This is a genomic window from Streptomyces sp. NPDC052064 (assembly GCF_055585925.1).
Genome location: NZ_JBVJJE010000011.1, coordinates 130,199 through 154,152, shown reverse-complemented (window position 1 = coordinate 154,152; position 23,954 = coordinate 130,199). Strand labels below are relative to the sequence as shown.

Sequence of the window (23,954 nt, the reverse complement as noted above, 5' to 3'; positions counted from 1 at the left end):
ACCGTGCCTCATTTCCCGTGTGCGGTCTGCTCGACGGCGCGCACGATCTTCACGTAGCAGCCGCAGCGGCAGATGTTGCCGCTCATGAACTCCCGGATCTCCTCCGGTGAGCCGGTGTGCCCCTCCTTGATGCAGCCGACGCCGGACATGATCTGGCCGGAGGTGCAGAACCCGCACTGGAAGGCGTCCTGGTCGATGAACGCCTGCTGCAGCGGGTGCAGCCGTTCGCCCTTCGACAGGCCCTCGATGGTGGTGACCTCGGCGCCGTCCAGCCGGATCGCCAGCGTCAGGCAGGAGTTGACCCGGCGTCCGTCGACCAGGACCGTGCAGGCGCCGCAGGCACCGGCGTTGCAACCCTTCTTCGAGCCGGTCAGCCCCAGGTGTTCGCGCAGCAGGTCCAGCAGGGAGGTCCGGTTGTCGACCGTGACGGTGCGCCGCTCGCCGTTGACGGTCAGGGAGACGCGGCTGCCGGGCGGCGCCTCGGCGGCTTCCGCGGGCTCGGCGCCGAACACGGACGGCCCCGCTGTCAGGCCGCCGACCACGACCGCACCGCCGACGGCGGTGGTCGCGATGAACGTGCGCCGGGACGGGGCGGACGCAGGTCCCTCGGGCGATCCCTCGGGAGGAGAAACAGTTGACTCGGGGGGTTCGATGGACATGCCCACTCTCTTGGTCGACGGAAGACGGATGGCGGTACCGACCACCGTCATGTGCACGAATCGGCGTGAGTGCGGGAGACGGTTCACGCCGCGGCGGACGAGCCGGGCCCTCAGCCCGGGAGGAGTGCGGCGGCCGGGGCTTGAACGCGTCCGGCAGCCGCCTCACCAGGCCTTCGGTGCGGCATGACATCCACTGTGCTGCACACGGCGCGATCCAACGAGCAAAGAGTTTTGGGACGACTCCCATTGCTACGACTGCCGTTGGTACGTCTGGCAGTAGCAGGCAGAGCTGCCCGGCCGTCGGCAGCCCTTATGTCGCCACGGCGTTCTGGGTTCTAGTGGTCGTTGCAACACCTCAGCTCAGAGGTGGCAATGGACATCGAAGTTCGGGGGAGCCGGAGGCCGCGGGGCCGCAAGCCCTTGGTCCGGGAACGGGAGACATACTTCCGGTTTGTGGATCAAGGAATGAGCTTTGTCGAGGCAGCCAGGACCGTCGGCATCAGCACCCGTACCGGCGAGCGATGGCGCAACGGACGAGGTGCATCGGGTCGGTTCAAGGCAGCATCACCGGTCAACCCGGCACCGCCCGTCGCTGAGCTGACACCTGCCGCTCCTTCCCGCTATCTGCGCGAGGCCGACCGCATCCACATAGCCGACCGCCTGCAGGAGAAGGCCACCATCCGGGCAATCGCCGCCGAGCTGGGTCGAAGCCCGTCGACCATCAGCCGCGAAATCCGCCGCACCGCACCGTCCTGGCCAACGGCCGCCGGCGCTACCGGCCCTTTGCCGCCCACGCCCGCCTGCCCCGCCCCAAGACCGGGAAGATCGGACAGAACCCAGAACTGCACGACTTCGTCCAGTCCCATCTGGCCCTGCGCTGGAGCCCTGAACAGATCTGTCACGCTCTGCACAGACGCTTCGCCAACCGGCCAGAGATGCACGTGAGCCTCGAGACCATCTACCAGGCCCTTTACGCCCGAGGCCGCAGTGAACTCCGCCGCGAACTGACCCGCGCTCCGCGCACTGGACGTGCCATGCGACGCCCTCGCCGCCTGGCCGACCGCAGGCGCACCCGCGCCGTCAAGAACATGGTCATGATCAGCCAACGGCCGCCCGAGGCAGCCGACCGGGCTGTCCCGGGACACTGGGAAGGCGACCTGATCCTCGGCCGCAACAAGCACTCCGCGATCGCCACACTCGTCGAACGCAGCACCCGCTACCTGATGCTGGTCCACCTGCCCGACGGCTACAACTCCGCAGCCGTGCGCGACGCCCTCATCGCCACCTTCGAGACCTTGCCGCCCCTCCTGAAGCGGTCCTTGACCTGGGATCAGGGCACCGAGATGGCCGCTCACCGCGGCTTCAGCATCACTACCAACATCCCGGTCTACTTCTGCGATCCCGGCAGTCCCTGGCAGCGAGGCTCGAACGAGAACACCAACGGCCTGCTACGGCAGTACTTCCCCAAGGGCACCGACCTGTCCACGCACACCCCTGAGGACCTTCAAGCCGTCGCGGCCGAGCTCAACAGCCGCCCACGCAAGACGCTCGGCTGGAAAACCCCAGCCGAGCGCCTGTCTAACCTGCTCGCAGCTTGATCAAATCACCATGGTGTTGCAACGACCCCTACAGCGGCCCCCTCACCCGAGGGACGGGCCAGGGAGAAGCTGTTCTGCACCCGGCGAGTGATAGTGAAGCCTCCGACGGCGGAACATCCGGTAGACGGCCCGCCTACCGCATGGAGTGGAACCACCGCACCACGGCGGCGGTTCCGGCCTGCTGGGAACCCAGGTGGCGTGAGCCGCCGTAGTCAGGGGTGCCGAGGTCGATCAACGGGGCATGGACGCCGCGGGCACGCAGGGCGGCGTGGCAGCGGGCGGTGTTCGCGGTGACGGCCTGCTCGTCGCCATCGGCGTAGTAGAGCCGGATCGGAGCGCGCGGCGTCCAGTCGGTGCACACGCCGTCGGCGATCCGCAGGGCCGCCGCCAGCCGTCCGGTGGGGTGGGCCAGCATCGCCCGGCCTCGGGGTGTGAGGAGCGCGTCGATGGAGTCCGGGGTGCCCGCCTCGACCTCCTGACCGGTGTGTGTGCCGTCCAGCAGACCTTCGATCGTCTGGTCGTACGGCGCGCGGAATACCTGGGCCGGCGTGTCGTACAGGTGGTGCAGGCGGTTCAAGGCGACCAGGGTCAGCGCCGTGTAGATCACGCTTGCCTTCGGCTCCGTCTGCCCGGCCAGTAGCGCGGGCAGTTCCGCGTCGCGGAACGCGTACGCGCCGCTGATGGGCGCCACGGCGCGCAGCCGGAACCATCCGTCGGCGCCTTCCTGCAGCGACTGGGCCAGTCCCAGTGCCGCCGAGGCGCCTTGTGAGAAGCCGGTGACCAGTACCTCGCGCCGCAGCTCCCGACCCTTGGCCGTCGCGACGGCGCGGGAGGCGCGCAGCATGTCCAGGGCGGCCGTCGTCTCCGAGGGCACGTCCATCCAGGGGTGCGGGCCGGGGCCCAAGCCCAATCCGAGGTAGTCGGGGAGCACCGTGGCGAATCCGGCGGAGGCGTAGGTCAAGGCGGGGGCCTGGTCCCAGACGCTGGTCGAGACGGAGGCGACGTCGCCCTTGAACAGTTCGGTGCCGTGCGTGAAGGACACGGTCCGCAGGCGCCGTTCACCGCTCCGAGGCAGAGCCAGCAGTCCGCTGGCCGTCGTGGGCCGACCGTGAGGGTCAACTGTGTGGTACACGATCCGGAAGGTGTCCAGACCGTACCGTACGGCGCCGGTGTCCCAGGCACCCGCCTTGTCCCCCGCCAGCTCAGCCGCGACCTCGCGGGCGCTGAGCGTGCGCAGGTGCTCGATCGACACGAGCGTGCCCCGCGATAAGTCCGCCGCAACCGGCGCGACAACCGCGGCCCGGGGTTCCTCCGCTTGCTGTGCGACCACGGCCGTCGTGCCGCTCGCCGTCAGCGCCACCGACACCGCCGAGACCATCAGTACCCTGCTCATTCGCTTCATGTCGTGACCGTACGTATCCGCCGACACAGCCGACCATCCGGCCAACCCTCCGACGTGTGTGGGGTTTTCCCGAGGGTGCGCTCGGTGCTCACCGTCGCTGCCCGACGACGACGTTCCCCGCCACCTTGATCCGGCACACCTGTAGCGACCTCGACGCCGTAACCGCCGAACTCAACAGCCACCCACGCAAGACGCTCTGCTGGGAAACCCCAGCCGAGCGCCTGTCTAACCTGCTCGCAGCTTGATCAAATCACCATGGTGTTGCAACAACCCCTGGAATTCGCCCGTCCGTCCCGGCCCTGCCTACCGCGCCTGTATCACGTCAGTCAGGCCACCGGCGCGTCACGCCCCTGGCTGATGAGGCCGTCGGCAGCACCGCCGTGACCTCCCAGCCCTGACCGGTGGGACGGGGACCGGTGCGCAGTTCACCGCCGAGGGCGGTGACGCGTTCGGTGAGGCCGACCAGACCGAAGCCGCCGCCCCGCGCGGCCTGCGGGATCCGGGTGCCGCCGCGGCCGTCGTCGCGCACGGTCACCGTCAGCGCGCGGCCGTCGTGGACCAGGTCCACGGTGACCTCGTCGGCGTCGGCGGCGTGACGGCGGACGTTGGTCAGGGCCTCCTGGACGACACGGTATGCGGCTGCCTGTACCTCGGGCGGGAGGTCGTCGAGTACGGCGGGATCACGGTGCACAACGGCCTTCGGGCCGACGGGACCACCGAAGCCCTCGACCAGGCCCGCAAGCGCCGTCAGATCGCCGCGCGGACGGCTCGCGCCGTCAGCTGTGGCGTCGTCCGGCGCCTCCCGCAGCAGGCCCACGGTACGCCGCATGGACGCCAGAGCCTCGGTGGCGGAGGACTCGATGTTCCCCAGCACGGGACGCAGCTGGTCCGGATCGGTGGCCATCATCTGGGCCATCTGCGTCTGCACCAGGATCCCCGTGACGTGGTGGGCGACGAAGTCATGCAGGTCAGCGGCCATCGCGAGGCGTTCACTCCGACGGGTCTCGTCAAGCATCACGCGGCGGCGATGATCGAGGAAACGCAGGTAGCCGCCCAGACCGCCGCTCACGATCGCCAGCACGAGGAGCGCCAGCCCGAATCCTCCGGCGGCCTCGCCGGCGCTCGCGAGAAACCTGGCGGGCAGGGTGACGACGGACACACCGCAGACCGCCGCCCACCACCCGGGGCCGGAACGGACGGCAACCAGCAGCAGGTACAGCAGGCACGCCACTTCCCCCAGCCCGAACGCCACCTGCCAGCCGGTCACGACAGCGACCATCGTCAGCCCCAACGACGCGCCGGCGGGCACGGCGACACGCAGCACAGGAGTGACCCACACAGGCCGCCGGGCAGCGGGCCAGAGCACCGCGGCCAGGCAGAGCGGCAGCACAGCGGCAGGCTGCAGCCACGGCGCCACGCTGTACCTGCCCGGGGTACCCAGCGCCGCAACCAGACCCGCCTCCAGCAGATCCGTACCGGCCGCCAGGACCATCACGACCACACCGGCCGCGTACAGCCCTCTGCGCCGGCGGCCGCGCGGGCCGGCCGGTCCGACGATCACGTGCCAAGAGTCCACGGCGCCACAGTAAACATCCCGCGCCCCAGCCGGATCAGCCGAAGGGCCACCGCCGCCCGAGCGTGGGGCGTCGTAAAGTGGCCGAACGACCGAGGCGTTCGCGGTGTTACGCGAGGAATATGGGCGACGCCCCCGCCTGTCCGGTACCGGCAGTCCCAGCGGTCGCTTCCGCCACCGTGTGCTGCACCCATGGGCCGCCGATGTCAGTCGGCGGCCTCGCGCAGCGCCTCGTTGATGTCGCTCAGTGCGCCGGTCAGCCGGGTGTAGTCGTCGTGGGCCACGGGGGTGACGAAGTACCGCTCGACGACATGAGCGTGAACAGTCGCGGCCTGAAGGAACACGGTACGACCGTGATCGGTCGGTTCCACCAGCACGCTTCTGCGGTCGTCCGGTGACGGGACACGACAGACCAGGCCGGCTTCTTCCATGCGGTCGATCAGCCGGGTGGTGCCACTGCTGGTGAGGGTGAGGTCCTCGGCGAGCCGACGCTGGGAGACCTCCTCGCCCGGCTTGCGGCACAGCCTGATGAGGACCTCCAGCATCGTGTGACTGATCCCGCACTCCCGTCGCAGCGCGGTATCGATCCGGTGCTCCAGCCGGGTCGCGGCTTTGATCAGCAGCCCGAAGTCGTGAACGAGCTGGCTGTTGGCGGCACGGGCGGCTTGGTCGCCCTGCCGGGTCGCGGCATTCACCTGCCCAGGTCCTCCCATCCTGATGGTCCTGGCCTGGGAGTTTACTGCCACATCACCTACTGACGTCTCAATTACTGAGCAATCAATTGCTGACTGCTCAACGAAATCCTATGGTGGACGCCATCCCGTCGGCCTCATCGGAGAGGGACCCCATGGACCTGCAACACTGGCTCGGCCGAGCCACCCATGCGATACAGGACTGGGCCGACACCTTCGGCCCCTACCAGCCGCACCCGTCGCTCCAGGTCGACGACGGCCGCTTCGCCGCAGCCTTCGAGGACTTCACCGGGAGACTTCGGGACAACTACCCCTTCTTCCACCCGCACTACGCGGGACAGATGCTCAAGCCTCCGCACCCCGCCGCGGTGGTCGGCTACCTCACCGCCATGCTGATCAACCCCAACAACCACGCCTTGGACGGCGGCCCCGCCACGGCCCGGATGGAACGCGAGGCCGTTGCTCAGCTGGCCGCCATGTTCGGCTACGACACCCACCTCGGCCACCTCACCACCAGCGGCACGATCGCCAACCTCGAGGCCCTCTTCGTCGCCCGCGAACTCCACCCCGGCCGAGGTGTCGCGTACAGCGCGGACGCCCACTACACACACGGCCGCATGTGCCGTGTGCTGGGGATGGAGGGACACGCGGTCCCCACGGACGGCCGGGGACGCATGGACCTCGACGCGCTGGAGGACCTGCTGCGCGGCGGCCGGGTGGGCACGGTCGTACTGACTGCCGGAACCACCGGGCTGGGCGTCGTCGACCCGATCCACGAGGCCCTGCTCCTCAAAGAGCGTTACGGCGTCCGGTTCCACATCGACGCCGCCTACGGCGGCTTCTTCACCCTGCTGGCCGGCGCCGAGGGCCCCGAGGGACTCGCGCCTGAGCCCTGGCAGGCGATCGCCCGATGCGACTCGGTCGTCGTCGACCCGCACAAACACGGGCTCCAGCCCTACGGCTGCGGTGCCGTGCTCTTCCGCGACCCCGACGTGGGGCGCTTCTACCTGCACGACTCGCCCTACACGTACTTCACCTCCACGGACCTCCACCTCGGCGAGATCAGCCTGGAATGCTCACGCGCCGGTGCCTCGGCCGCCGCGCTCTGGCTCACCTTCCAGCTCCTGCCGCCCACCGCCGACGGCCTGGGCCGGGTGCTGGCGGCGGGCCGCCGGGCCGCGTTGAAGTGGGCACAACTGATCACCACCTCCGACCACCTGGAGCTCTACCAGCAGCCGGAGCTGGACATCGTCAGCTACTTCCCCGTGGTCGACCCCGCCACCCTGAGCGGCATCGACACTGCCTCCGCCCGCATCCTGACGGACGGCATGACGAGCCCCGACCCGGTTTTCCTCAGCACCCTGCGCGCCGACAGCGAGGCGTTCGCCGCACGCCACCCCAAAATCACCGCGGACGCCGACAGCGCCCGCATCCTCCGCAGCGTGCTGATGAAACCGGAATCCGAGCACCACGTGGAGCACCTCCACCAGCAGGTCGAACGGCTCGCCGGACAACGGCCACCACTGGCGAGGTGACGCTCGCCGCCGATGCCGCAAGCAGACGCCCGGGTCCGCCACGGTCGGCGGATCCGGGCGTTGCGAGTGCCGCATCAGGCGTGGGCCGGGCCGCTTCCGAGCCCGTCGCTACCTGAGATACGCGGCCAGCGGGAGGCTTTGTCGGCGCACGTCACCGGCGACGAGCCCGGCGACCTGCTGCGCGCCGTAGGTTTCGAAGTGGGTGCGGTCGTTGCAGAAGAATGCGCCCACGGGCCCCGATCCGAAGTCGCCGTTGTGCGGGCAGAAGCGCAGACTGTTGTAACGCGAGACGCTGAGCGTCTGCAGGTCGATGACCGGCGCTCCGGTTGCGGAGCCGGCGGCGAAGGTCTGGGAGACGAAGCCGCGGTTCTTGGTCGCCGTGCTGCCGGAGCAGGTGATGGCTGCCACCGGGGTGAGCAGCACCGGGTGTGCGCCCCGGGCCAGGGCAGCCTGCGCCATCATGGTCATCAGCTGTTGGTACCGGGCCGGGCCGACGTGTCGTGGGCAGGTCGAGGAAGAGTCGTTGATGCCGAACTGGATGAACAGGTAGTCGCCGGCCTTCATCCCGGTGCTCGCGTTCAGCATCGCCTGCCAGCGTGACGAGTACGTGTTGGACGTGAGGCGGCACTCGCCGTCGGAGCCCTTGGTGCTGCTCACGTTCCCCTCGTACAGCCAGGTCTGGATGCTGCGGCCTCCCACTGCTTGGTTCTTGACCGTCACATCGCTGTTGAACAGGGCGTCGAACTGGCTGCCCCAGCCGACCGGGCAACGGGCCGAGCCCGGGTTGGCCATGGTGGAGTCACCGGCCAGCCACACGGTGACCGGTGCGGCCGCGGCTCGTGCGGCCGGGGCCTCGGCGCGGGAGGCGCCGGTGCAGTTCGCCGCGACGCCGTCGGCCGCCGAGGCGGCGCTGACGCCGAGGCTCGACAAGGCGATCACCAGCGCGGTCGTGACGAGTATCCGAAGTTTCTTCATCAGGTCCATCAGGTCCTTCCCACAGACGGGCACCGCCGGGCGTCGGTCAGCGCAGGTGCGCGGCCAGGGGCAGGCGCTGCTCCCGGATGCTCTGGAGCACCAGCCCACCGATCTGGTTCGCGCCGTACTGCGAGAAGTGGGTGTTGTCCGTGACGCCGTCGACGGAGGAGCGCAGGAAGAGCTGCGCGGAGGCGGACGGGCCGAGGGACTCCACCAGCGTCTTGCTCTTGGTGGTCAGGTCGATCACCGGCACGTTCTGCGCCGCGCCGAGCGAGCGCATCTCGGCGGGCAGGTTCACGCCCACGCCGTTGACGTGCAGCGCCGTTGCCGTCAGCCGGTTGCCGTTGAACTGCCGGCGGACCGGCGGGGTCACCAGGACCGGGACGCCGCCCTTCGCACGGACCTGCGTGATCATGGACGTGAGGTTGCTCCGGAAGGCGGAGGCGCTGGTCTGCTTGTCGTTGTGGCCGAACTGGATGAAGACCGCGTCGTTCGCCCTGACCTTCGACAGCAGGGCCGGGAAGAGCGCCGAGTTGTTCCGGAAGCTGCCCGAACTCTCTCCGGAGTCGGCGTAGTTGGCGACGACCGCGCCGGGACGCACCGCAGGCGTGATCATCTGACCCCACCCGGTGTACGGGGCGATCAGCTGGTCGCACACGGTCGAGTCACCGGCCAGGTAGGCGACCATCGGCTGGGTCGCCGGCTTCACCGAGACGGCCGAGACCTGGGGGTTGGAGCCCGCGAACCGGATGTCCAGGCCGGGGTTGCCGTTGCCGCCCTGGCCGGTCGGCTGCCCCTCCGGCTGCCGCACGTTGACCGTGAACGAGTACGTGGCGACGGCACCGGCCGCCGTCTTCGTCGCCGGAAGCATCAGACGCCGGGCCTCCACCCACATCTCGGTCTGCCCGGCGGAGGCCGTGCCGCCGATGGAGACCGTCACGTCGTAGTTGCCGGGTGAGACCGCGTAGTGACACTTGATCGGCGCAGTGCCGGAACAACCGGCCGGCAGAGCCCGCGCGGCGGCATCGGCATGCGCCGCGCCGGTGCCGACCAGCATCCCAAGTGTCAGCAGGCCCGCTGCGCCCAGCCGGACCCGATGCCCTCCGGAGCGCACTACTGGCATGCCCATTACAATCACCAATCCCATCTTTGACCGAGTCGATACCGGGTTGAGGTCGACGGCCCGTCGCTCAGGCCTGGGTGAAGCCGTCCATGATGACGGTGGGCCGCTGCGTGGAGGAGTCCCAGGCACCCATGTTGTAGCCGGTGAACGGGGACATGCACTCCGGCTCCCAGTAGAAGATGCCCTGCCCGCCGTTGGCCTTCAGCGCCTTGGTGTAGGCGACCAGCGCGGCCCGGGTGGAGGAGGCCCTGTCCACCCGGCCGCCGAACTCGCTCTGCAGGAACGGTTTTCCGTACTGCGTCGAGATCTTCTTCATGTTCCCCACGATCCCGGGGGCGACGTCGGCGCTGCCGTAGGAGGAGAACACCGACATGTCCCACTTGCCGCCGTTGGCCGCGAAGCGGCTGAAGAACGTCGTCATCACGTCGTACTTCTGCGGCTGGGCCAGGTGGATGCACACGATCGAGTTCGGTGACACCGCCTTGACCTGGGTGTACGCCGCGTTGAGCAGCCCAGTCATCTGCGCCGGGTTGGAGACGCTGCCGACGGGGCGGCAGATCCCGCTGTTGATCTCGTTGCCGATCTGCACCCACATGGGGAGCACGTCGTTGTTCTTCATGACCGTCATGGTCTGGTTCACGTACGTGCTCATCGCGGTGCGCATCTGGCTGTAGTTCATGTTCCGCCAGGCGGCGGGCGGGTTCTGCACACCGACGGAGTTCCAGGTGTCGCCGAACATGTAGTCGAGCATGATCGACATTCCGGCGGCCTTGACCCGCTTGGCGAAGGCGGCGACCTCGTTGATGCCGCAGTGCCCGTCGGTCGGGCTGCTGGAGGGATTGACGAACGTGCGCAACCGCACGGCGGTGATGCCGTACCCCTTGAGAATGGTCAGCAGGTCCTGCTTCTGCCCGCTCGCGTTCTTCCAGGAGAAGCCGCGCGCCTCCATCTGCGGCACCCAGCTGATGTCGACGCCCTTGACGAAACCCGCGGCGGCGTTGGCCGGCGTCTCGAGTTCGGCGAGCGCGGCGGCGGTGGCGATCGCCCCCGCGGTGGCGGTGGTGGCCTTGAGCAGAGTCCTGCGGCTGATCCGCCCGGAGCCGGATGCCTGGGTGGGGTGCATGGTCGCTCCTTCCTCCTCGCCGGGCGCGCGTGAGTCGTGGCGGCCGACGGGAGGTTGGTCGTGGGGGGTGGGTGTTCCAGGGTTTGGCGCAGGTGAGTGGGGCGGTGGGTCGTCGTAGGAGGTGCTTCGCGCCGATACGGCGGAGCCGCTCATGCCGAGCGCGCCGTTCCGCGCCTCGGCCGCGGCGGGTCTCACAGCGGACCAGCCCTCCCCGCCCCTGGTCGGCCGCCCATGCGGTGGAGCATGGGCGGCCGAGCGGCGGAGTTCAGGGCGTGTAGACGGTGGGGCGGGGAGCCGCCGGCATCCCGTTGCCGATGAAGAAGCTCGGGTGCGGGGGCTGGTTGTAGGCGGTGTTCTGCCAGGCGAGGGCAGCCCGGTACTGGGTGTCGTGGAGCAGGGTCGTGATGCGGGTGTTCGTCTGGTGCGGCGTGGAGTAGATCCGCAGGGCCCTGTTGTTCGACGTCGGCCAGATGACCTCTTCACGCCAGTCGCCGAGGATGTCTCCGGACAGCGACGGGGTGGACTTGGTGCCGTTGTTGGAGTGGACGCCGGAGCCGGTCAGCAGGCGGGTGTCGCCCGAGGTGCCGTACTTGTCGATGCGGGTGCCGTCGAGGAGCTCGCGGACGGGGTCGCCGTCCCACCAGGACAGGAAGTTCATGCTGGACGGCTCCCGGCCCAGGGAGGCCCCGGTCGCCGAGCGCAGGGTGGTGTCGGTGGCCGACCATGCCTCGGCACCCGGGCTGCCGGCGTGGACGTCGGCAGCGACCCCGCGGCCGTTGTCCGAGCCGGAGGCCGTACGCCACAGGATCTGGCCGGTGCGCGCGTCGGCCATCCACGAGCCGGGCTGGCTGGAGCTTTCCGAGACCTTGAAGTACTCCAGGCCCGCGCGGGACGGGTTGAGGTCCCCGACGTGACCGGCGTCGCCATGGCCCAGCCTGGTGGTCCACAGCCCGGAGCCGTTGTCGTCCACGGTCATCGCGCCGTAGACGATCTCGTCCTTGCCGTCGGCGTCGACGTCCGCGACGGACAGGCTGTGGTTGCCCTGGCCGTCATAGCCCTTGCCGCTGTTGGCGGAGGAGGCGGTGTCGAAGGTCCAGCGGCGGGTGAACTGGCCGCCTCGCCAGTCCCAGGCGGCGATGACGCTGCGGGTGTAGTAGCCGCGCGCCATGATCAGCGATGGGCGTGCTCCGTCGAGGTACGCCGTTCCGGCCAGGAAGCGGTCGACACGGTTGCCGTAGTTGTCGCCCCAGGAGGAGACGTTGCCCCGGCCCGGGACGTAGTCGACGGTCCCCATCGCCTTGCCGGTCTGCCCGTTGAACATGGTCAGGTACTCGGGGCCGGAGAGCACGTAGCCGCTGGAGTTGCGGTGGTCGGCCGACGAGCTGCCGATCACCGCGCCCGTGCCGTCCCGGGTGCCGTCGGCGGTCTTCATGGCGACCTCTGCCTTGCCGTCGCCGTCGTAGTCGTACACCTGGAACTGCGTGTAGTGCGCGCCTGAGCGGATGTTGCGGCCCAGGTCGATGCGCCACAGCCGGGTGCCGTCGAGCTTGATGCCGTCGACGATGGTGTTGCCGGTGTAGCCGGACTGGGCGTTGTCCTTGGCGTTGGTGGGATACCACTTCAGGACCAGGTCGAGCCTGCCGTCGCCGTCCAGGTCGCCGAGACTGGCGTCGTTTGCCTCGTAGGTGTACGCCGAGTTGCCCGGAGCGGTGCCTCCGGCCGGCGGCGAGATCGGCACATCCAGGTAACCCGACCGGAACTGCAGCGCGCGCTCGGAAGGGGTCTGTTCGGTGCCGTTCACCACCGGGCGCACCGTGTAGTCGGCGGAGTCCTGGGCGCCGGAGTCGAAGTAGTTCGTGGAGCCGGTGATCGGCGAGGAGTTGAGCTTGGTGGCGCCGCGGTAGACGTTGAACGCCACGTCGTTCGGGTCGGTGGCCAGCCAGCGCCACGACACCAGGTTCCCGCTGCTGGTGTGAACACTGGTCAGTCCCCGGTCGAGGCGCTCCACCTGTCGCGCGGTCGCGGCCTCCGCGGTCTGGGGCGCCACGGTGAGAGCGGAGGCGGCCAGCGCGACGGCGGCGGCGAGAACGCCTGCCACACGGCCGCCCGAGGCTCGGCGGATTCTTCGTGGACGCGGCGCCGTGCGGGGGCGCCGGTGAGAGTCGGTCACAGTGACCTCCGGTGTGGGGGGATGTGCATGCCTAGTGGTGGATCACGGGGTGGTGGCCGACGGGGGGCCATCCCCGCGGAGAGATCTGCGTTTCATGGTCATGAGGCACTGCGGCGCGAGGGCGCGCCGGCCGCGTCCGGCGTGGAAACCGCCGGAGGGAACCGTCCACTGGATCGTGCATCAGTACCTCCTGGAAGGTTGCCCGTGCCGGCATCCGCTGTGGGGCGGCACGAGCAGCGAAGCGCCCGTCGTGGAGCCGGTGACCGAGCGCCTCGCTGTCCGCGTTCGTGGATGACCAGAGCCGCCTCGCACGCCGTCGAGTGACGTGATCATGACAGTTCTGCCTGTCTGGCGATCCTCACGTGCGGGAACGTCACGCCCGGCGCGTGGAGCCGTTGCTCCTCAGCCCAGGACGGATTCCCACCTGGTGTTGGATCCGGCCGCGTCGGCCGGGAGGCGGTCCCGTGCGGCGGTGTCGCCGTACATCGTCCAGCGGGCCCAGTCGACGACGGTGTTCGGGAAGCGCCTGTCGCTCCAGAAGCTGGTGTGACTGCCGCCGACGAAGGTGAGGAACGCCTTGGGCCAGGCAATCTCCCTGTACGCCTGCCGGGCCGAGTTGTACCCCGTGGTCGAGTCCCGGTCGCCGTGCACGAACAGGACCTTGGCCGAGACCGAGCTGGACGGGTTGCCCATGTCGGTGCAGGACTGCGGGTTGGCGGAGATGATCCGGCGGTCGGGCCAGGAGGTCAGCAGGCCATGGGTGATCATGCCGCCCAGGGAGTGGCCCGAGACGCCGACGCCGATCCCGGTGTTGATGTGCCCGGCCAGCGGACCGCTCGCGTTGAGCGCGAGGGTGTTGGTGAGGATCTGCGAGACGTCCTTGGAGGAGTTGCCGTTGTTGACGTCGTTGAAGTTGTGGTTGAAGTGCGGGGCGGGGACGACGAAGCCCGCCGCGGCCAGGGCCCGGATGATGAACAGGGAGTTCTGCGGGCTGCTTCCGTAGCCGTGGGTGAAGTTGTAGACGGGGAAGACACCGCCTGCGACCGGGGCGTTCGTCACCGGGTTGCCGCCGGGGGTACCGGTGGCGGGGTAGTAGACGTAGGTGGTGCACCGGCGGCTGCCGCGGGTCCAGTCATACCGGCGCACGCCGACCGCGAACGGCGTGGTCGGTGCGCCCTGCGGCCTGACGAGGGCGCCTGCCTGCCCGGTGCCGAGCAGGGATGCGCCCACGCCCGCTGCTCCGGCCGCGCTCAGAGCCAGGAAGGTGCGCCGTTGCATGCTCATGGATGAACTCCTGTGTGAGTGGGGGGTGTCCGTGGGGGGAGATGCGGGAGCTTCGTGGCCCGGTCGCTCCACTGATGAGGAAGCGTCAGGTGGGGTGACGGGGTGATGGTGCGGCTTCCGCTGAACACGCAGGGTGCGGTGGCGGCCGCCGAACGCCGACCGGCCGTGACTCACGCATGACGTGCCTCCCGTCACCACTGATGCGGAGGTACAAGGGCCCGAGGCGGCGAGGGATGCTGCATGCGATCTGCTCTCTGCGGCCACACGACTGTGAACGCTCCCACACCATCTCGAATAACAGAAAGAGTCGCCATCGGACTCCCATCTGTCAATCTCTGCGACCCAATCCCTCTGAACTCAGGGTCGGACCGTCGGGCCGTCAGCCGTGGCTGTGACCGATACCAGCACTCATGCCGGCGATCGTATGGGCACTGATGCCGAGGTGCGGACCGTCCGCGGACCGGGCCGCCACCGACCGGACGTGTTCCTGGGCCGGGTGGGCCAGACCGTCGTACACCGCGACGCACACTTCCCTCGCCCGGGACCGAGGCCAGTCGGCCGGCAGCAGATCGATGGGCAACAGGGGGTCCAGCACCGGGAAGTGGCGGTAGGTGTTCATCACCTCGGTGCGGGCACGCACCGCCGCGGCACCGGTGACTTCACCAGCGCTGACACGGGGCAGCAGGCCGCTCCACCGCCGGATGAAGATCTCGTACTGGCCGGCGATGCCGGACAGGTCCCACGCCTCGACCGGGTTGCGGTTGGCCTCCGTTTCGAGATCCACCTGCCGCGCGCGGAACACACTCACCGACCCCAGCGCCAAGTCCGCCAGTTCGGCACGCCCCTTGGGGGTGAGCGGATGCGGCGACGCCCATACCGCGTCATACAGCGGCGCGAATCCCCGCCACCTCAACGCGGTGCGCAGCGCGCGCCGTCGCGTGCTCTCCTGCTCCGGCACGGAAAAGGCGACCAGGGTCCACCATCCGTCCCATGAGTCGGGTTGCGTGGTGAACGTGGCGATCGAGGCACCGCCGCTCCACAGATCGACAGCGGCCTCCCGCGTCAGCCGATACGAGCTGTACCGCCCCTGCCGGCTGCTCTCCAGCACCCCTCGACCCGCCAGCCTGCTGATCGTCGTACGGGCGGCACCGGCGGCCACGTCGAACTCCCCCAACAACGCCACGATCGCCGCCGCCGGCAACCAGGACCGGGCCGGAAACGTGTAGTCAGCGATCAAGGTGACCGCCAAACCCGCTGGCGAACCGCCCGCCTGCCAGCGCGGCAACCGCATCGGCCTGGTGCCGTCGCCGGAGAAGATCTCATCCAGGTGGGACAGGTTCGCCAAGGTCTGCTCCGACGCGTCGAATACGGCGATCCCAATGTAACGACTGTAACGACCCCGCCTGACGCGCGCGGGTGCCACGGGCGCTCACTGCCACTCCTCTGAACACTGGGACGTCAACTGACTGACGTACATATATAACAGCTCTGTGCCCGATCGGGATTCTTGGTGAAGCATGATCCCGACGCACAGCACCTTCGCCGTCGACCGTGTGGCAGGCGTCTTGACAACCTGGAACACAGAAGAAAAGCTGTTGCGCATAGAGATGCTGGTTGCTTCATCAGAAACCAGAGCATCCGCGGTCGAGAGGTTTCGCTCGCACCTCCCGCCACACCCACGCGCAGACAAGGGAGCCCGCTCGTGGCCATCTCCGTCTTCGACCTCTTCTCCATCGGCATAGGCCCGTCCAGTTCGCACACGGTCGGTCCCATGCGGGCCGCCCGCATGTTCGCCGGCAGGCTGGAGAAGGAGGATCTGCTCGCGCGGACGGCGTCGGTACGGGCCGAGCTCTTCGGGTCGCTGGGGGCCACCGGCCACGGTCACGGCACCCCGAAGGCCGTCCTGCTCGGTCTGGAGGGCAACGAGCCGCACACGGTGGACGTCGGCGTGGCCGAAGGCGACGTCGAGCGGATCAGGGCGACGGGAAGGCTGCGGCTGCTGGGCCGCGAGCTCGGCGACACCCACGAGATCCGTTTCGACACGGAGCGGCAGTTGGTCCTGCACCGCCGCCGTTCCCTGCCGTACCACGCCAACGGCATGACTCTGTTCGCGTACGACGTCGAGGGGCTGTCCTTGCTGGAGGCCACCTACTACTCGGTCGGCGGCGGGTTCGTCGTCGACGAGGACGCCGTCGGTGCGGACCGGGTCAAGGTCGACGACACGGTGGTGAAGTACCCGTTCGCCAGCGGCGACGAGCTGCTGCGCCTGACCCGGGAGACGGGTCTGTCGATCTCGGCGCTGATGCTGGAGAACGAACGGGCCTGGCGGACCGACGAGGAGATCCGCGCGGGACTGCTGGAGATCTGGCGCGTGATGCGGGAGTGCGTGGCACGCGGCCTGTCCTGTGAGGGGATCCTGCCGGGCGGGCTCAGGGTCCGCCGCCGGGCGACCGCCGTGGCCAAGGCGCTGCGGGCCGAGGGCGACCCGGCGGGGCGGGCTTTGGAGTGGGTGACCCTCTACGCCATGGCGGTCAACGAGGAGAACGCGGCCGGCGGCCGGGTGGTCACCGCCCCGACGAACGGCGCGGCCGGCATCATCCCGGCGGTCCTGCACTACTACGTCAACTTCGTGCACGGAGCCGACGACGACGCAGTGGTCCGGTTCCTGCTGGCGGCCGGCGCCATCGGCCTGCTGTTCAAGGAGAACGCCTCGATCTCGGGCGCCGAGGTCGGCTGCCAGGGCGAGGTCGGCGCCGCCTGCTCCATGGCCGCGGGCGGCCTCGCGGAGGTACTCGGCGGCTCGCCCGAACAGGTGGAGAACGCCGCCGAGATCGGCATGGAACACAACCTGGGCCTGACCTGCGACCCGGTCGGCGGCCTGGTGCAGATCCCGTGCATCGAGCGCAACGGCATGGCGGCGGTCAAGGCCGTCACCGCTGCCCGGATGGCCCTGCGGGGCGACGGCCGCCACCACGTCTCCCTGGACAAGGTCATCAAGACCATGAAGGACACGGGCGCCGACATGAAGGTCAAGTACAAGGAGACGGCCCGCGGCGGGCTCGCGGTCAACGTCATCGAGTGCTGACGACGCGGCAGCCGAGATCTGGGAGCACTGCGTGGGACGGGTCACCGAGCGACGGCGCGTACTGCGCATCCGGGACGGGGCGGTGGGCAGCCGGCCGGACACCCTGGTGGCGGAGGAGCCGCTGGAGATCCGGCTGAACGGCAAGCCTCTCGCGATCACCATGCGCACACCCGGAGACGACTTCGCGCTGGCCGCCGGGTTCCTGGTGAGCGAGGGCGTCCTCGGCCGGGACGAGGAGGTGGCGAACATCGTGTACTGCGCGGGCGCTACGACTGACGGCTCCAACACGTACAACGTCGTCGACGTGCGGCTCGCGCCCGGCGTGGCGGTGCCGGACATCTCGCTGGAGCGAAACGTGTACACCACCTCCTCGTGCGGTCTGTGCGGCAAGGCGAGCCTGGACGCCGTGCGGACCACCGCACGTTGGCCGATCGCCGACACTCCCCCGGTCCGGGTCGCTCCCGATCTGCTGACCGTCCTCCCCGACCGGCTGCGGGCCGCGCAGCGGGTGTTCGACCGCACCGGGGGTCTGCATGCCGCGGGGCTGTTCTCGGCGGAGGGGGAACTGCTGGATCTGCGGGAGGACGTGGGCCGTCACAACGCGGTCGACAAACTGATCGGACGCGCGCTGCGGTCCGGCGCGCTGCCGCTGTCCCGGACCATCCTGCTGGTCTCCGGTCGCGCGTCCTTCGAGCTGGCGCAGAAGTCGGTCATGGCCGGCATCCCGGTGCTGGCCGCGGTCTCCGCGCCCTCCTCCCTCGCGGTGGACCTGGCGGCGGAGACGGGCCTCACGCTGGTCGGTTTCCTGCGCGGCAGCTCCATGAACGTGTACGCCGGCGAGCAGCGCATCGCCCTGGGGCCGCGAGGGGGTCGCCCGGAGTGAGCCGTCGCCGCCCCCGCCGCGTCGCGATGTTCAGCGTGCACACCTCGCCCCTGCACCAGCCGGGCACCGGCGACGCGGGCGGCATGAACGTCTACATCGTCGAACTCGCCACGTGCCTGGCCGCGATCGGCATCGAGGTGGAGATCTTCACCCGGGCGACCTCGGCGGCGCTGCCGCCCACCGTCGAGCTCGCGCCGGGCGTGCTCGCGCGGCATGTGGTCGCCGGCCCCTACGAGGGTCTGGCCAAGGAGGAGCTGCCGGCGCGGCTGCGCGACTTCACGCAGGGAGTGGCGCGGGTCTGGGCCGGGCAGCGCCCCGGGTACTACGACGTCGTGCACTCGCACTACTGGCTGTCCGGGCAGGTCGGCCGGCTCACCGCCGAACGCCGGCGCGTACCGCTCGTGCACGCCATGCACACCATGGCCCTGGTCAAGAACGCGTCCCTCGCCGAGGGCGACACCCCCGAACCCGAGTCCCGCGTGCTCGGGGAGACCCGGGTCGTCCGGGGCGCCCACCGGCTCATCGCCAACACGGCGAAGGAAGCGGACGAGTTGTGCCGGCACTACGACGCCGAACCCGGCAGGGTCGCGGTCGTGCACCCCGGCGTGAACCTGAACCGCTTCCGGCCCGATCCTCGCGGAGTCGAGGCCGGCCGGGCCGCCGCCCGGGCCAGGCTCGGGCTGCCGCCGGAGGCACTCATCCCGCTCTTCGCCGGCCGCATCCAGCCGCTCAAGGCTCCGGACATACTGCTGCGTGCGGTGGCCCGACTGCTGGTGGACCGGCCGCGGCTGCGCGAGCGGATCGTCGTGCCGGTCGTGGGCGGGCCGAGCGGCAGGGGCCTGGCCAGGCCGGAGGAGTTGCAGAAGCTCGCCGCCCAGCTCGGCATCGGTGATGTGGTGCTGTTCCGTCCGCCGACGGGACAGGCGGAGCTCGCGGACTGGTACCGGGCGGCGACCGTGCTGGTCATGCCCTCCTACAGCGAGTCCTTCGGCCTGGTGGCCGCCGAGGCGCAGGCCTGCGGCACGCCCGTGATCGCGGCCGCGGTCGGCGGCCTGCCGGTGGCCGTTCGGGACGGAGTGAGCGGCGTCCTGGTGCCGGGGCACAGGCCCGCGGACTACGCGCGGGCGCTGCGCCGCTTCGCCGACGACCCGACGCTCTCGGCCCGGATGGGCGCGGCCGCCGCCCGGCACGCCGAGTCGTTCGGCTGGGACACGTCCGCCGCGGCCACGGCGGACGTGTACGCGGCGGCAATGCGCGAGGCTGCGTGGGAGCGTGACTGACCGGCAGTCCGGTCAGCGCGCCGGTTCCAGCCGGACCACGACGGACTTGGACGTCGGGGTGTTGCTGACCTCCGCGGTCGAGTCCAGCGGTACGAGGACGTTGGTCTCGGGGAAGTAGGCGGCGCAGCAGCCGCGCGGGGTGGGGTAGGCGACCGTTCGGAAGGCCGGTGCCCGGCGCTCGACCCCGTCGGAGAACTCGCTGACGATGTCGACCGGATCGCCGTCGGTCAGGCCGTGCGCGGCGAGGTCGTCCGGGTGGACGAAGAGCACCCTGCGGCCCTGGTGGATGCCCCGGTAGCGGTCGTCCAGGCCGTAGATGGTGGTGTTGTACTGGTCGTGCGAACGGATGGTCTGGAGGAGCAGCCGCCCCTGCGGGACGCGCAGCACATCCAGTGGGTTGACGGTGAAGTTGGCGAGCCCGGTCCTGGTGGGGAAGCGCCTCTCGTCGCGTGGCGGGTGTGGCAGGGCGAAGCCGCCCGGCCGGCGCACCCGGGCGTTGAAGTCCTCGAAGCCGGGGATCACCCGGGCGATCCTGTCCCGGATGCGGTCGTAGTCCGCTTCGAAGTCGGCCCAGGGCACCTGCGGACCACCGCTGTCGAGGGTCGCGTTCGCCATCCGGCAGATGATCGCGACCTCGCTCAGCAGGGTGTCGGAGGCGGGCACAAGGCGGCCACGCGAGAGGTGCACCATGCCCATGGAGTCCTCCACCGTCACCCGTTGCTCCCCGGTGGGCCGCAGGTCGGCTTCGGTGCGGCCCAGGCAGGGCAGGATGAGCGCCTGGCGGCCGGCCACCGCGTGGGACCGGTTGAGCTTGGTGGAGATCTGCACCGTGAGCTCGCAGTTGCGCAGAGCTCGCTCGGTGAGTTCGGTGTCCGGAGCGGCGGAGACGAAGTTGCCGCCGAGCGCGACGAAGACCCGTACCCGGCCGTCGCGCATGGCCCGGATGCTCTCCACCGCGTCGTGGCCGTGCCGACGGGGCGGCGCGAAACCGAACTCCGCGCCGAGCGCGTCGAGGAAGGCGGCGTCCGGCTTCTCATGGATGCCCATGGTCCGGTCGCCCTGGACATTGGAATGCCCGCGCACGGGGCACAAGCCGGCACCGGGGCGTCCGATGTTGCCCCGCAGCAGCAGGAAGTTGACGACCTCGCGGATGGTCGGCACCGAGTGGCGGTGCTGGGTGAGGCCCATGGCCCAGCACACGACGATCTTCCGGGCGGACAGTACCTCCTGGAACGCCTCCCGGATCTCCCGCTCCGACAGGCCGGTCGCCTCCAGGACGTCGTCCCAGTGCGTCTTGCGGGCCTGCTCGGCGTACTCCTCGAAGCCGTGGGTGTGCGCGACGATGAAGTCACGGTCGAGGACCGTGCCGGGAGCGTCGTCCTCCGCCTCCAGGAGCATGCGGTTGAAGGCCTGGAAGAGGGCCTGGTCGCCGCCGAGCCTGATCTGCAGGAACTGGTCGGAGAGTTGGGTTCCGGTCCCCAGCACGCCGGAGGGCCGCTGGGGGTTCTTGAAACGCAACAGGCCCGCTTCGGGGAGGGGGTTGACCGTGATGACGCGGGCCCCCTTGTCCTTGGCCGTCTCGAGCGCCGAGAGCATCCGGGGATGGTTGGTGCCCGGGTTCTGCCCGACGACGAGGATCAGGTCGGCCTCGTACAGGTCCTCCAGCCGGACGCTGCCCTTGCCGATGCCGATGGTCTCGGTCAGGGCGGAGCCGCTCGACTCGTGGCACATGTTGGAGCAGTCCGGCAGGTTGTTGGTGCCGAGGAGCCGGACGAACAGCTGGTAGAGGAAGGCGGCCTCGTTGCTCGCCCGGCCGGAGGTGTAGAAAGCGGCCTGGTCGGGAGTGTCGAGAGCGCCCAGCTCCCGGGCGATGACGGCGAACGCCTCGTCCCAGGAGATCTGCCGGTATCGGTCGCTGTCCGCTGGGCGGTACATGGGGTGGGTGAGGCGGCCCTGCTGACCGAGCCAGTAGTCGCTGCGTCCGGCCAGCTCCGCCAGGGTGTGCTCGGCGAAGAAGCCGGGGCCGACCCGGCGCAGGGTCGCCTCCTCGGCCACCGCTTTCGCGCCGTTCTCGCAGAACTCGGCACGGTGCCGGTGCTCGGGCTCGGGCCAGGCGCATCCCGGGCAGTCGAATCCCGTCTTCTGGTTGACGCTCAGCAGCGTCAGCAGACTGCGGCGGACGCCCATCTGCGCGTGGGCGTGGCGCAGCGAGGACGTGACCGCGGGAACGCCCGCGGCGTATTCCTTCGGCGGGCCCACCCGCAGACGGGAGTCACCGGGGTCCTCGGCAGGTGCCTTGCGGGTCATCGCCTAGCGCTCCGCGAGGTTCGCGCGGGTGCCGAGGCGGTCCTGGACCCAGTCGTGGAACTCGCCGATGTGGTGCTCGCTGGGCACGAGGACTCCGCCCTTGGCGTACAGCCGGGAGCTCATGGCGGGCTGGCAGCGCTCACAGGCGTCGAAGTCCTGCCGGTTGACGCGGTCGAACAGCTCGACCGACCGGCTCACGTCCCGGCCGCTCTCCACCACGCCCTTCAGGTACAGCCAGTCACATTCCACGATCGTGCGGTCGACCGCCACCGGGAACATCCGGTGGAAGATGACGTGGTCGGGGACCAGGTTGATGAACACCTGCGGGCGCACCGTGATCGCGTAGTACCGGCGGTCCTGCTCCTCGGAGACCGTGGGGATACGGTCCAGGCCCTGCGATCCGTCCACGGTGAAGCCCTGGACGTCCGAGCCGAACTCGGCGCCGTGTCCCACGTAGAACTGCGCCGCGTAGCCGTCGGCGAACTCCGGGAGGACCTCGGTCAGCTCGGGGTGGATGGTCGCGCAGTGGTAGCACTCCATGAAGTTCTCGATGATCAGCTTCCAGTTGGCCTTGACGTCGTAGACGATCCGCCGGCCGACCTCCAGGCTCTCGACGTCGTACCGCTCGATGGACTCCACATCGCCCAGGCGCGCGACCACGTCCGCGATCACCGACTCCTCGAACGAGGGCGGGTTCTCGGCCAGGCACACCCACACATAACCCAGCCACTCGCGTACCGCCACGCTCGCCAGGCCGTACTCCGTGCGGCCGATGTCCGGCATCTTCGTCAGGTTCGGGGCCGCGACGAGTTTGCCGTTCAGGTCGTACGTCCACGCGTGGTACGGGCACTGGAAGGCCCGCTTCACCTCGCCGGACTCCTGCGTGCACAGCTTCGCGCCCCGGTGCCGGCACACGTTGAAGAAGGCCCGGACGGAGTTGTCCCGCGACCGGGTCAGCAGGACGCTCTCCCGCCCGACGTCCACGGTCCGGAAGGCGCCCGGCTTCGACAGTTCCGACGAGCGTGCCGCGCAGAACCACATGGATTCAAAGATGTGTTCCTGCTCCAGGCGGAAGATCTCCGGGTCCGTGTAGTGGTCACCGGGGAGGGTCGCGATCAGGCTCTCCGGCAGGCCGGTCGTAGTCATGGTTCACCTCGGAGTGAAGCGCCTCGGACGGGCGAGTGGTTGCCTCATGTGCAACGAGCTTCTTGCTACGCAACTCACGGTGCAGCCCACCCGAAGCACTGTCAAGCCCTTGACCGCAGACCGTCGCAGCCAGGAGCATGTTGCGTATCAGTCAGGCTGTTGCGTAATACGCACTTCTCTGGGAGGGCTCCGTGTCTCTTGGACCCACAACCGGCCGCGAGTTCGTCCTCACCCTGTCGTGCCCCGACCGCTTGGGCCTCGTCCACGCCGTCACCGGCTTCCTGGTCCGGAATTCCGGGAACATCCAGGAGAGCCAGCAGTTCGACGACCGGCTGCAGGACCGCTTCTTCATGCGGGTGCACTTCGACGTCTCGGACCCGGGCACGTCGCTGGAGGACCTGAAATCCGGCTTCGCCCAGGTCGCGGAGGCGTACCGGATCACCTGGCAGCTGTACGAGGCCTCGACGCCGACGCGCACGCTGATCATGGTGTCGAAGTTCGGGCACTGCCTGAACGACCTGCTCTTCCGCTGGCGCACCGGCGCGCTGAACATCGAGGTACCGGCGATCGTCTCCAACCACCGGGACTTCGAGCCGCTCGCCGAGAGCTACGGAATCCCCTTCCACCACGTGCCCGTCACCCGGGAGACGAGGCCCGAGGCGGAGGCGCGGCTGCTGGAACTCGTCGATGAACTGGACATCGACCTGGTGGTTCTCGCCCGCTACATGCAGATCCTGTCGAACGACCTGTGCAAGCAGCTCGAAGGCCGGGCGATCAACATCCACCACTCGTTCCTGCCTAGCTTCAAGGGCGCTCGCCCTTATGTCCAGGCGCACGACCGCGGCGTCAAGCTCGTCGGAGCGACGGCCCACTACGTCACCCCGGACCTCGACGAGGGACCCATCATCGAGCAGGACGTCATCCGTGTGAACCACTCACAGGGCCCCGACAGCATGGTCGCCCTGGGGCGCGACGTCGAGGCGCAGGTCCTGGCACGGGCGGTGGAATGGCACAGCCAGAGCCGCATCATGGTCAACGGCAACCGTACGGTCGTCTTCCGCTGAGGAAAATGACGTCCGCCCCCTCACGCCTGTTGACCATTTCACTTAGGGTTTCGCC

Annotated in this window: 17 protein-coding genes and 1 pseudogene; 6 read left to right on the top strand and 12 right to left on the bottom strand. The window is 69.4% G+C overall.

Features of this window, described 5'->3' with window-relative positions:
* Nucleotides 1-8 precede the first annotated feature (8 nt).
* Complete coding sequence (locus tag ACZ6TU_RS28370) at nucleotides 9-659, bottom strand: (2Fe-2S)-binding protein (protein WP_467677435.1); 651 nt, start codon at nucleotides 657-659, stop codon at nucleotides 9-11.
* Nucleotides 660-1,031: 372 nt separating this feature from the next.
* Here ACZ6TU_RS28370 and ACZ6TU_RS28365 point away from each other — a divergent pair.
* A pseudogene (locus ACZ6TU_RS28365) lies at nucleotides 1,032-2,257 on the top strand (IS30 family transposase).
* A gap of 133 nt (nucleotides 2,258-2,390) precedes the next feature.
* On the opposite strand, the gene ACZ6TU_RS28360 reads toward ACZ6TU_RS28365, so the two are convergent.
* From ACZ6TU_RS28360 to ACZ6TU_RS28350, 3 genes are all read right to left on the bottom strand, one after another.
* Nucleotides 2,391-3,659 carry an alpha/beta hydrolase family protein gene (locus ACZ6TU_RS28360; protein WP_467677433.1) on the bottom strand — a complete coding sequence of 423 codons (1,269 nt, stop codon included), beginning with the start codon at nucleotides 3,657-3,659 and terminating at the stop codon, nucleotides 2,391-2,393.
* A gap of 322 nt (nucleotides 3,660-3,981) precedes the next feature.
* The gene (locus ACZ6TU_RS28355) at nucleotides 3,982-5,235 is read right to left on the bottom strand and encodes a sensor histidine kinase (protein ID WP_467677431.1); all 1,254 of its coding nucleotides are present in this window, start codon (nucleotides 5,233-5,235) and stop codon (nucleotides 3,982-3,984) included.
* Nucleotides 5,236-5,438: 203 nt separating this feature from the next.
* Entirely contained in the window at nucleotides 5,439-5,927 is a 489-nt protein-coding gene (locus ACZ6TU_RS28350; RefSeq protein ID WP_467677429.1) for a MarR family winged helix-turn-helix transcriptional regulator, read from the bottom strand.
* A 152-nt stretch (nucleotides 5,928-6,079) separates the two neighbouring features.
* Between ACZ6TU_RS28350 and ACZ6TU_RS28345 the strand changes: the two genes are divergently transcribed.
* Complete coding sequence (locus ACZ6TU_RS28345; RefSeq protein WP_467677427.1) at nucleotides 6,080-7,459, top strand: pyridoxal phosphate-dependent decarboxylase family protein; 1,380 nt, start codon at nucleotides 6,080-6,082, stop codon at nucleotides 7,457-7,459.
* A gap of 108 nt (nucleotides 7,460-7,567) precedes the next feature.
* Here ACZ6TU_RS28345 and ACZ6TU_RS28340 read toward each other — a convergent pair whose 3' ends face one another.
* From ACZ6TU_RS28340 to ACZ6TU_RS28315, 6 genes are all read right to left on the bottom strand, one after another.
* The gene (locus tag ACZ6TU_RS28340; RefSeq protein ID WP_467677425.1) at nucleotides 7,568-8,434 is read right to left on the bottom strand and encodes a GDSL-type esterase/lipase family protein; all 867 of its coding nucleotides are present in this window, start codon (nucleotides 8,432-8,434) and stop codon (nucleotides 7,568-7,570) included.
* A 46-nt stretch (nucleotides 8,435-8,480) separates the two neighbouring features.
* The gene (locus tag ACZ6TU_RS28335; RefSeq protein ID WP_467677423.1) at nucleotides 8,481-9,557 is read right to left on the bottom strand and encodes a rhamnogalacturonan acetylesterase; all 1,077 of its coding nucleotides are present in this window, start codon (nucleotides 9,555-9,557) and stop codon (nucleotides 8,481-8,483) included.
* 67 nt (nucleotides 9,558-9,624) lie between these two features.
* Nucleotides 9,625-10,680: a glycosyl hydrolase 53 family protein gene (locus ACZ6TU_RS28330; RefSeq protein WP_467677422.1), complete on the bottom strand. Its 1,056-nt coding sequence runs from the start codon at nucleotides 10,678-10,680 to the stop codon at nucleotides 9,625-9,627.
* Between the two features lie 265 nt (nucleotides 10,681-10,945).
* Nucleotides 10,946-12,850 carry a rhamnogalacturonan lyase gene (locus tag ACZ6TU_RS28325; RefSeq protein WP_467677420.1) on the bottom strand — a complete coding sequence of 635 codons (1,905 nt, stop codon included), beginning with the start codon at nucleotides 12,848-12,850 and terminating at the stop codon, nucleotides 10,946-10,948.
* A 402-nt stretch (nucleotides 12,851-13,252) separates the two neighbouring features.
* Complete coding sequence (locus ACZ6TU_RS28320) at nucleotides 13,253-14,134, bottom strand: alpha/beta hydrolase family protein (protein ID WP_467677418.1); 882 nt, start codon at nucleotides 14,132-14,134, stop codon at nucleotides 13,253-13,255.
* Between the two features lie 379 nt (nucleotides 14,135-14,513).
* Complete coding sequence (locus ACZ6TU_RS28315; RefSeq protein ID WP_467677416.1) at nucleotides 14,514-15,479, bottom strand: PaaX family transcriptional regulator; 966 nt, start codon at nucleotides 15,477-15,479, stop codon at nucleotides 14,514-14,516.
* Between the two features lie 357 nt (nucleotides 15,480-15,836).
* Between ACZ6TU_RS28315 and ACZ6TU_RS28310 the strand changes: the two genes are divergently transcribed.
* From ACZ6TU_RS28310 to mshA, 3 genes are read left to right on the top strand one after another with little or no spacing between them, the layout of a single operon-like run.
* Nucleotides 15,837-17,219 (top strand): L-serine ammonia-lyase, encoded by a 1,383-nt coding sequence (locus ACZ6TU_RS28310; RefSeq protein ID WP_467677414.1) that lies wholly within the window; start codon nucleotides 15,837-15,839, stop codon nucleotides 17,217-17,219.
* A gap of 31 nt (nucleotides 17,220-17,250) precedes the next feature.
* A complete protein-coding gene (gene fdhD / locus ACZ6TU_RS28305; protein WP_467677412.1) occupies nucleotides 17,251-18,102 on the top strand; it encodes a formate dehydrogenase accessory sulfurtransferase FdhD in 852 nt (283 codons plus the stop codon).
* Nucleotides 18,099-19,382: a D-inositol-3-phosphate glycosyltransferase gene (gene mshA / locus ACZ6TU_RS28300; protein ID WP_467677410.1), complete on the top strand. Its 1,284-nt coding sequence runs from the start codon at nucleotides 18,099-18,101 to the stop codon at nucleotides 19,380-19,382. Before fdhD ends, mshA begins: the two co-directional genes overlap by 4 nt.
* A 12-nt stretch (nucleotides 19,383-19,394) precedes the next feature.
* On the opposite strand, the gene ACZ6TU_RS28295 is transcribed toward mshA, so the two are convergent.
* Together ACZ6TU_RS28295 and ACZ6TU_RS28290 are read right to left on the bottom strand one after the other, a co-directional pair.
* On the bottom strand, nucleotides 19,395-21,689 hold the full coding sequence (locus tag ACZ6TU_RS28295) for an FdhF/YdeP family oxidoreductase (protein ID WP_467677408.1): 2,295 nt from the start codon (nucleotides 21,687-21,689) through the stop codon (nucleotides 19,395-19,397).
* A gap of 3 nt (nucleotides 21,690-21,692) precedes the next feature.
* The gene (locus tag ACZ6TU_RS28290) at nucleotides 21,693-22,835 is read right to left on the bottom strand and encodes an aromatic ring-hydroxylating oxygenase subunit alpha (protein ID WP_467677406.1); all 1,143 of its coding nucleotides are present in this window, start codon (nucleotides 22,833-22,835) and stop codon (nucleotides 21,693-21,695) included.
* A 191-nt stretch (nucleotides 22,836-23,026) separates the two neighbouring features.
* Here ACZ6TU_RS28290 and purU point away from each other — a divergent pair, with 191 nt between their 5' ends.
* Nucleotides 23,027-23,899 carry a formyltetrahydrofolate deformylase gene (gene purU, locus ACZ6TU_RS28285; protein ID WP_469551910.1) on the top strand — a complete coding sequence of 291 codons (873 nt, stop codon included), beginning with the start codon at nucleotides 23,027-23,029 and terminating at the stop codon, nucleotides 23,897-23,899.
* Nucleotides 23,900-23,954: the final 55 nt, after the last annotated feature.

Coding starts and splice junctions, on each gene's coding strand:
- ACZ6TU_RS28370 (WP_467677435.1), bottom strand. CDS start 659: ATGTCCATCGAACCCCCCGAGTCAACTGTTTCTCCTCCCGAGGGATCG.
- ACZ6TU_RS28360 (WP_467677433.1), bottom strand. CDS start 3,659: ATGAAGCGAATGAGCAGGGTACTGATGGTCTCGGCGGTGTCGGTGGCG.
- ACZ6TU_RS28345 (WP_467677427.1), top strand. CDS start 6,080: ATGGACCTGCAACACTGGCTCGGCCGAGCCACCCATGCGATACAGGAC.
- ACZ6TU_RS28340 (WP_467677425.1), bottom strand. CDS start 8,434: ATGAAGAAACTTCGGATACTCGTCACGACCGCGCTGGTGATCGCCTTG.
- ACZ6TU_RS28335 (WP_467677423.1), bottom strand. CDS start 9,557: ATGCCAGTAGTGCGCTCCGGAGGGCATCGGGTCCGGCTGGGCGCAGCG.
- ACZ6TU_RS28330 (WP_467677422.1), bottom strand. CDS start 10,680: ATGCACCCCACCCAGGCATCCGGCTCCGGGCGGATCAGCCGCAGGACT.
- ACZ6TU_RS28320 (WP_467677418.1), bottom strand. CDS start 14,134: ATGAGCATGCAACGGCGCACCTTCCTGGCTCTGAGCGCGGCCGGAGCA.
- ACZ6TU_RS28295 (WP_467677408.1), bottom strand. CDS start 21,689: ATGACCCGCAAGGCACCTGCCGAGGACCCCGGTGACTCCCGTCTGCGG.
- ACZ6TU_RS28290 (WP_467677406.1), bottom strand. CDS start 22,835: ATGACTACGACCGGCCTGCCGGAGAGCCTGATCGCGACCCTCCCCGGT.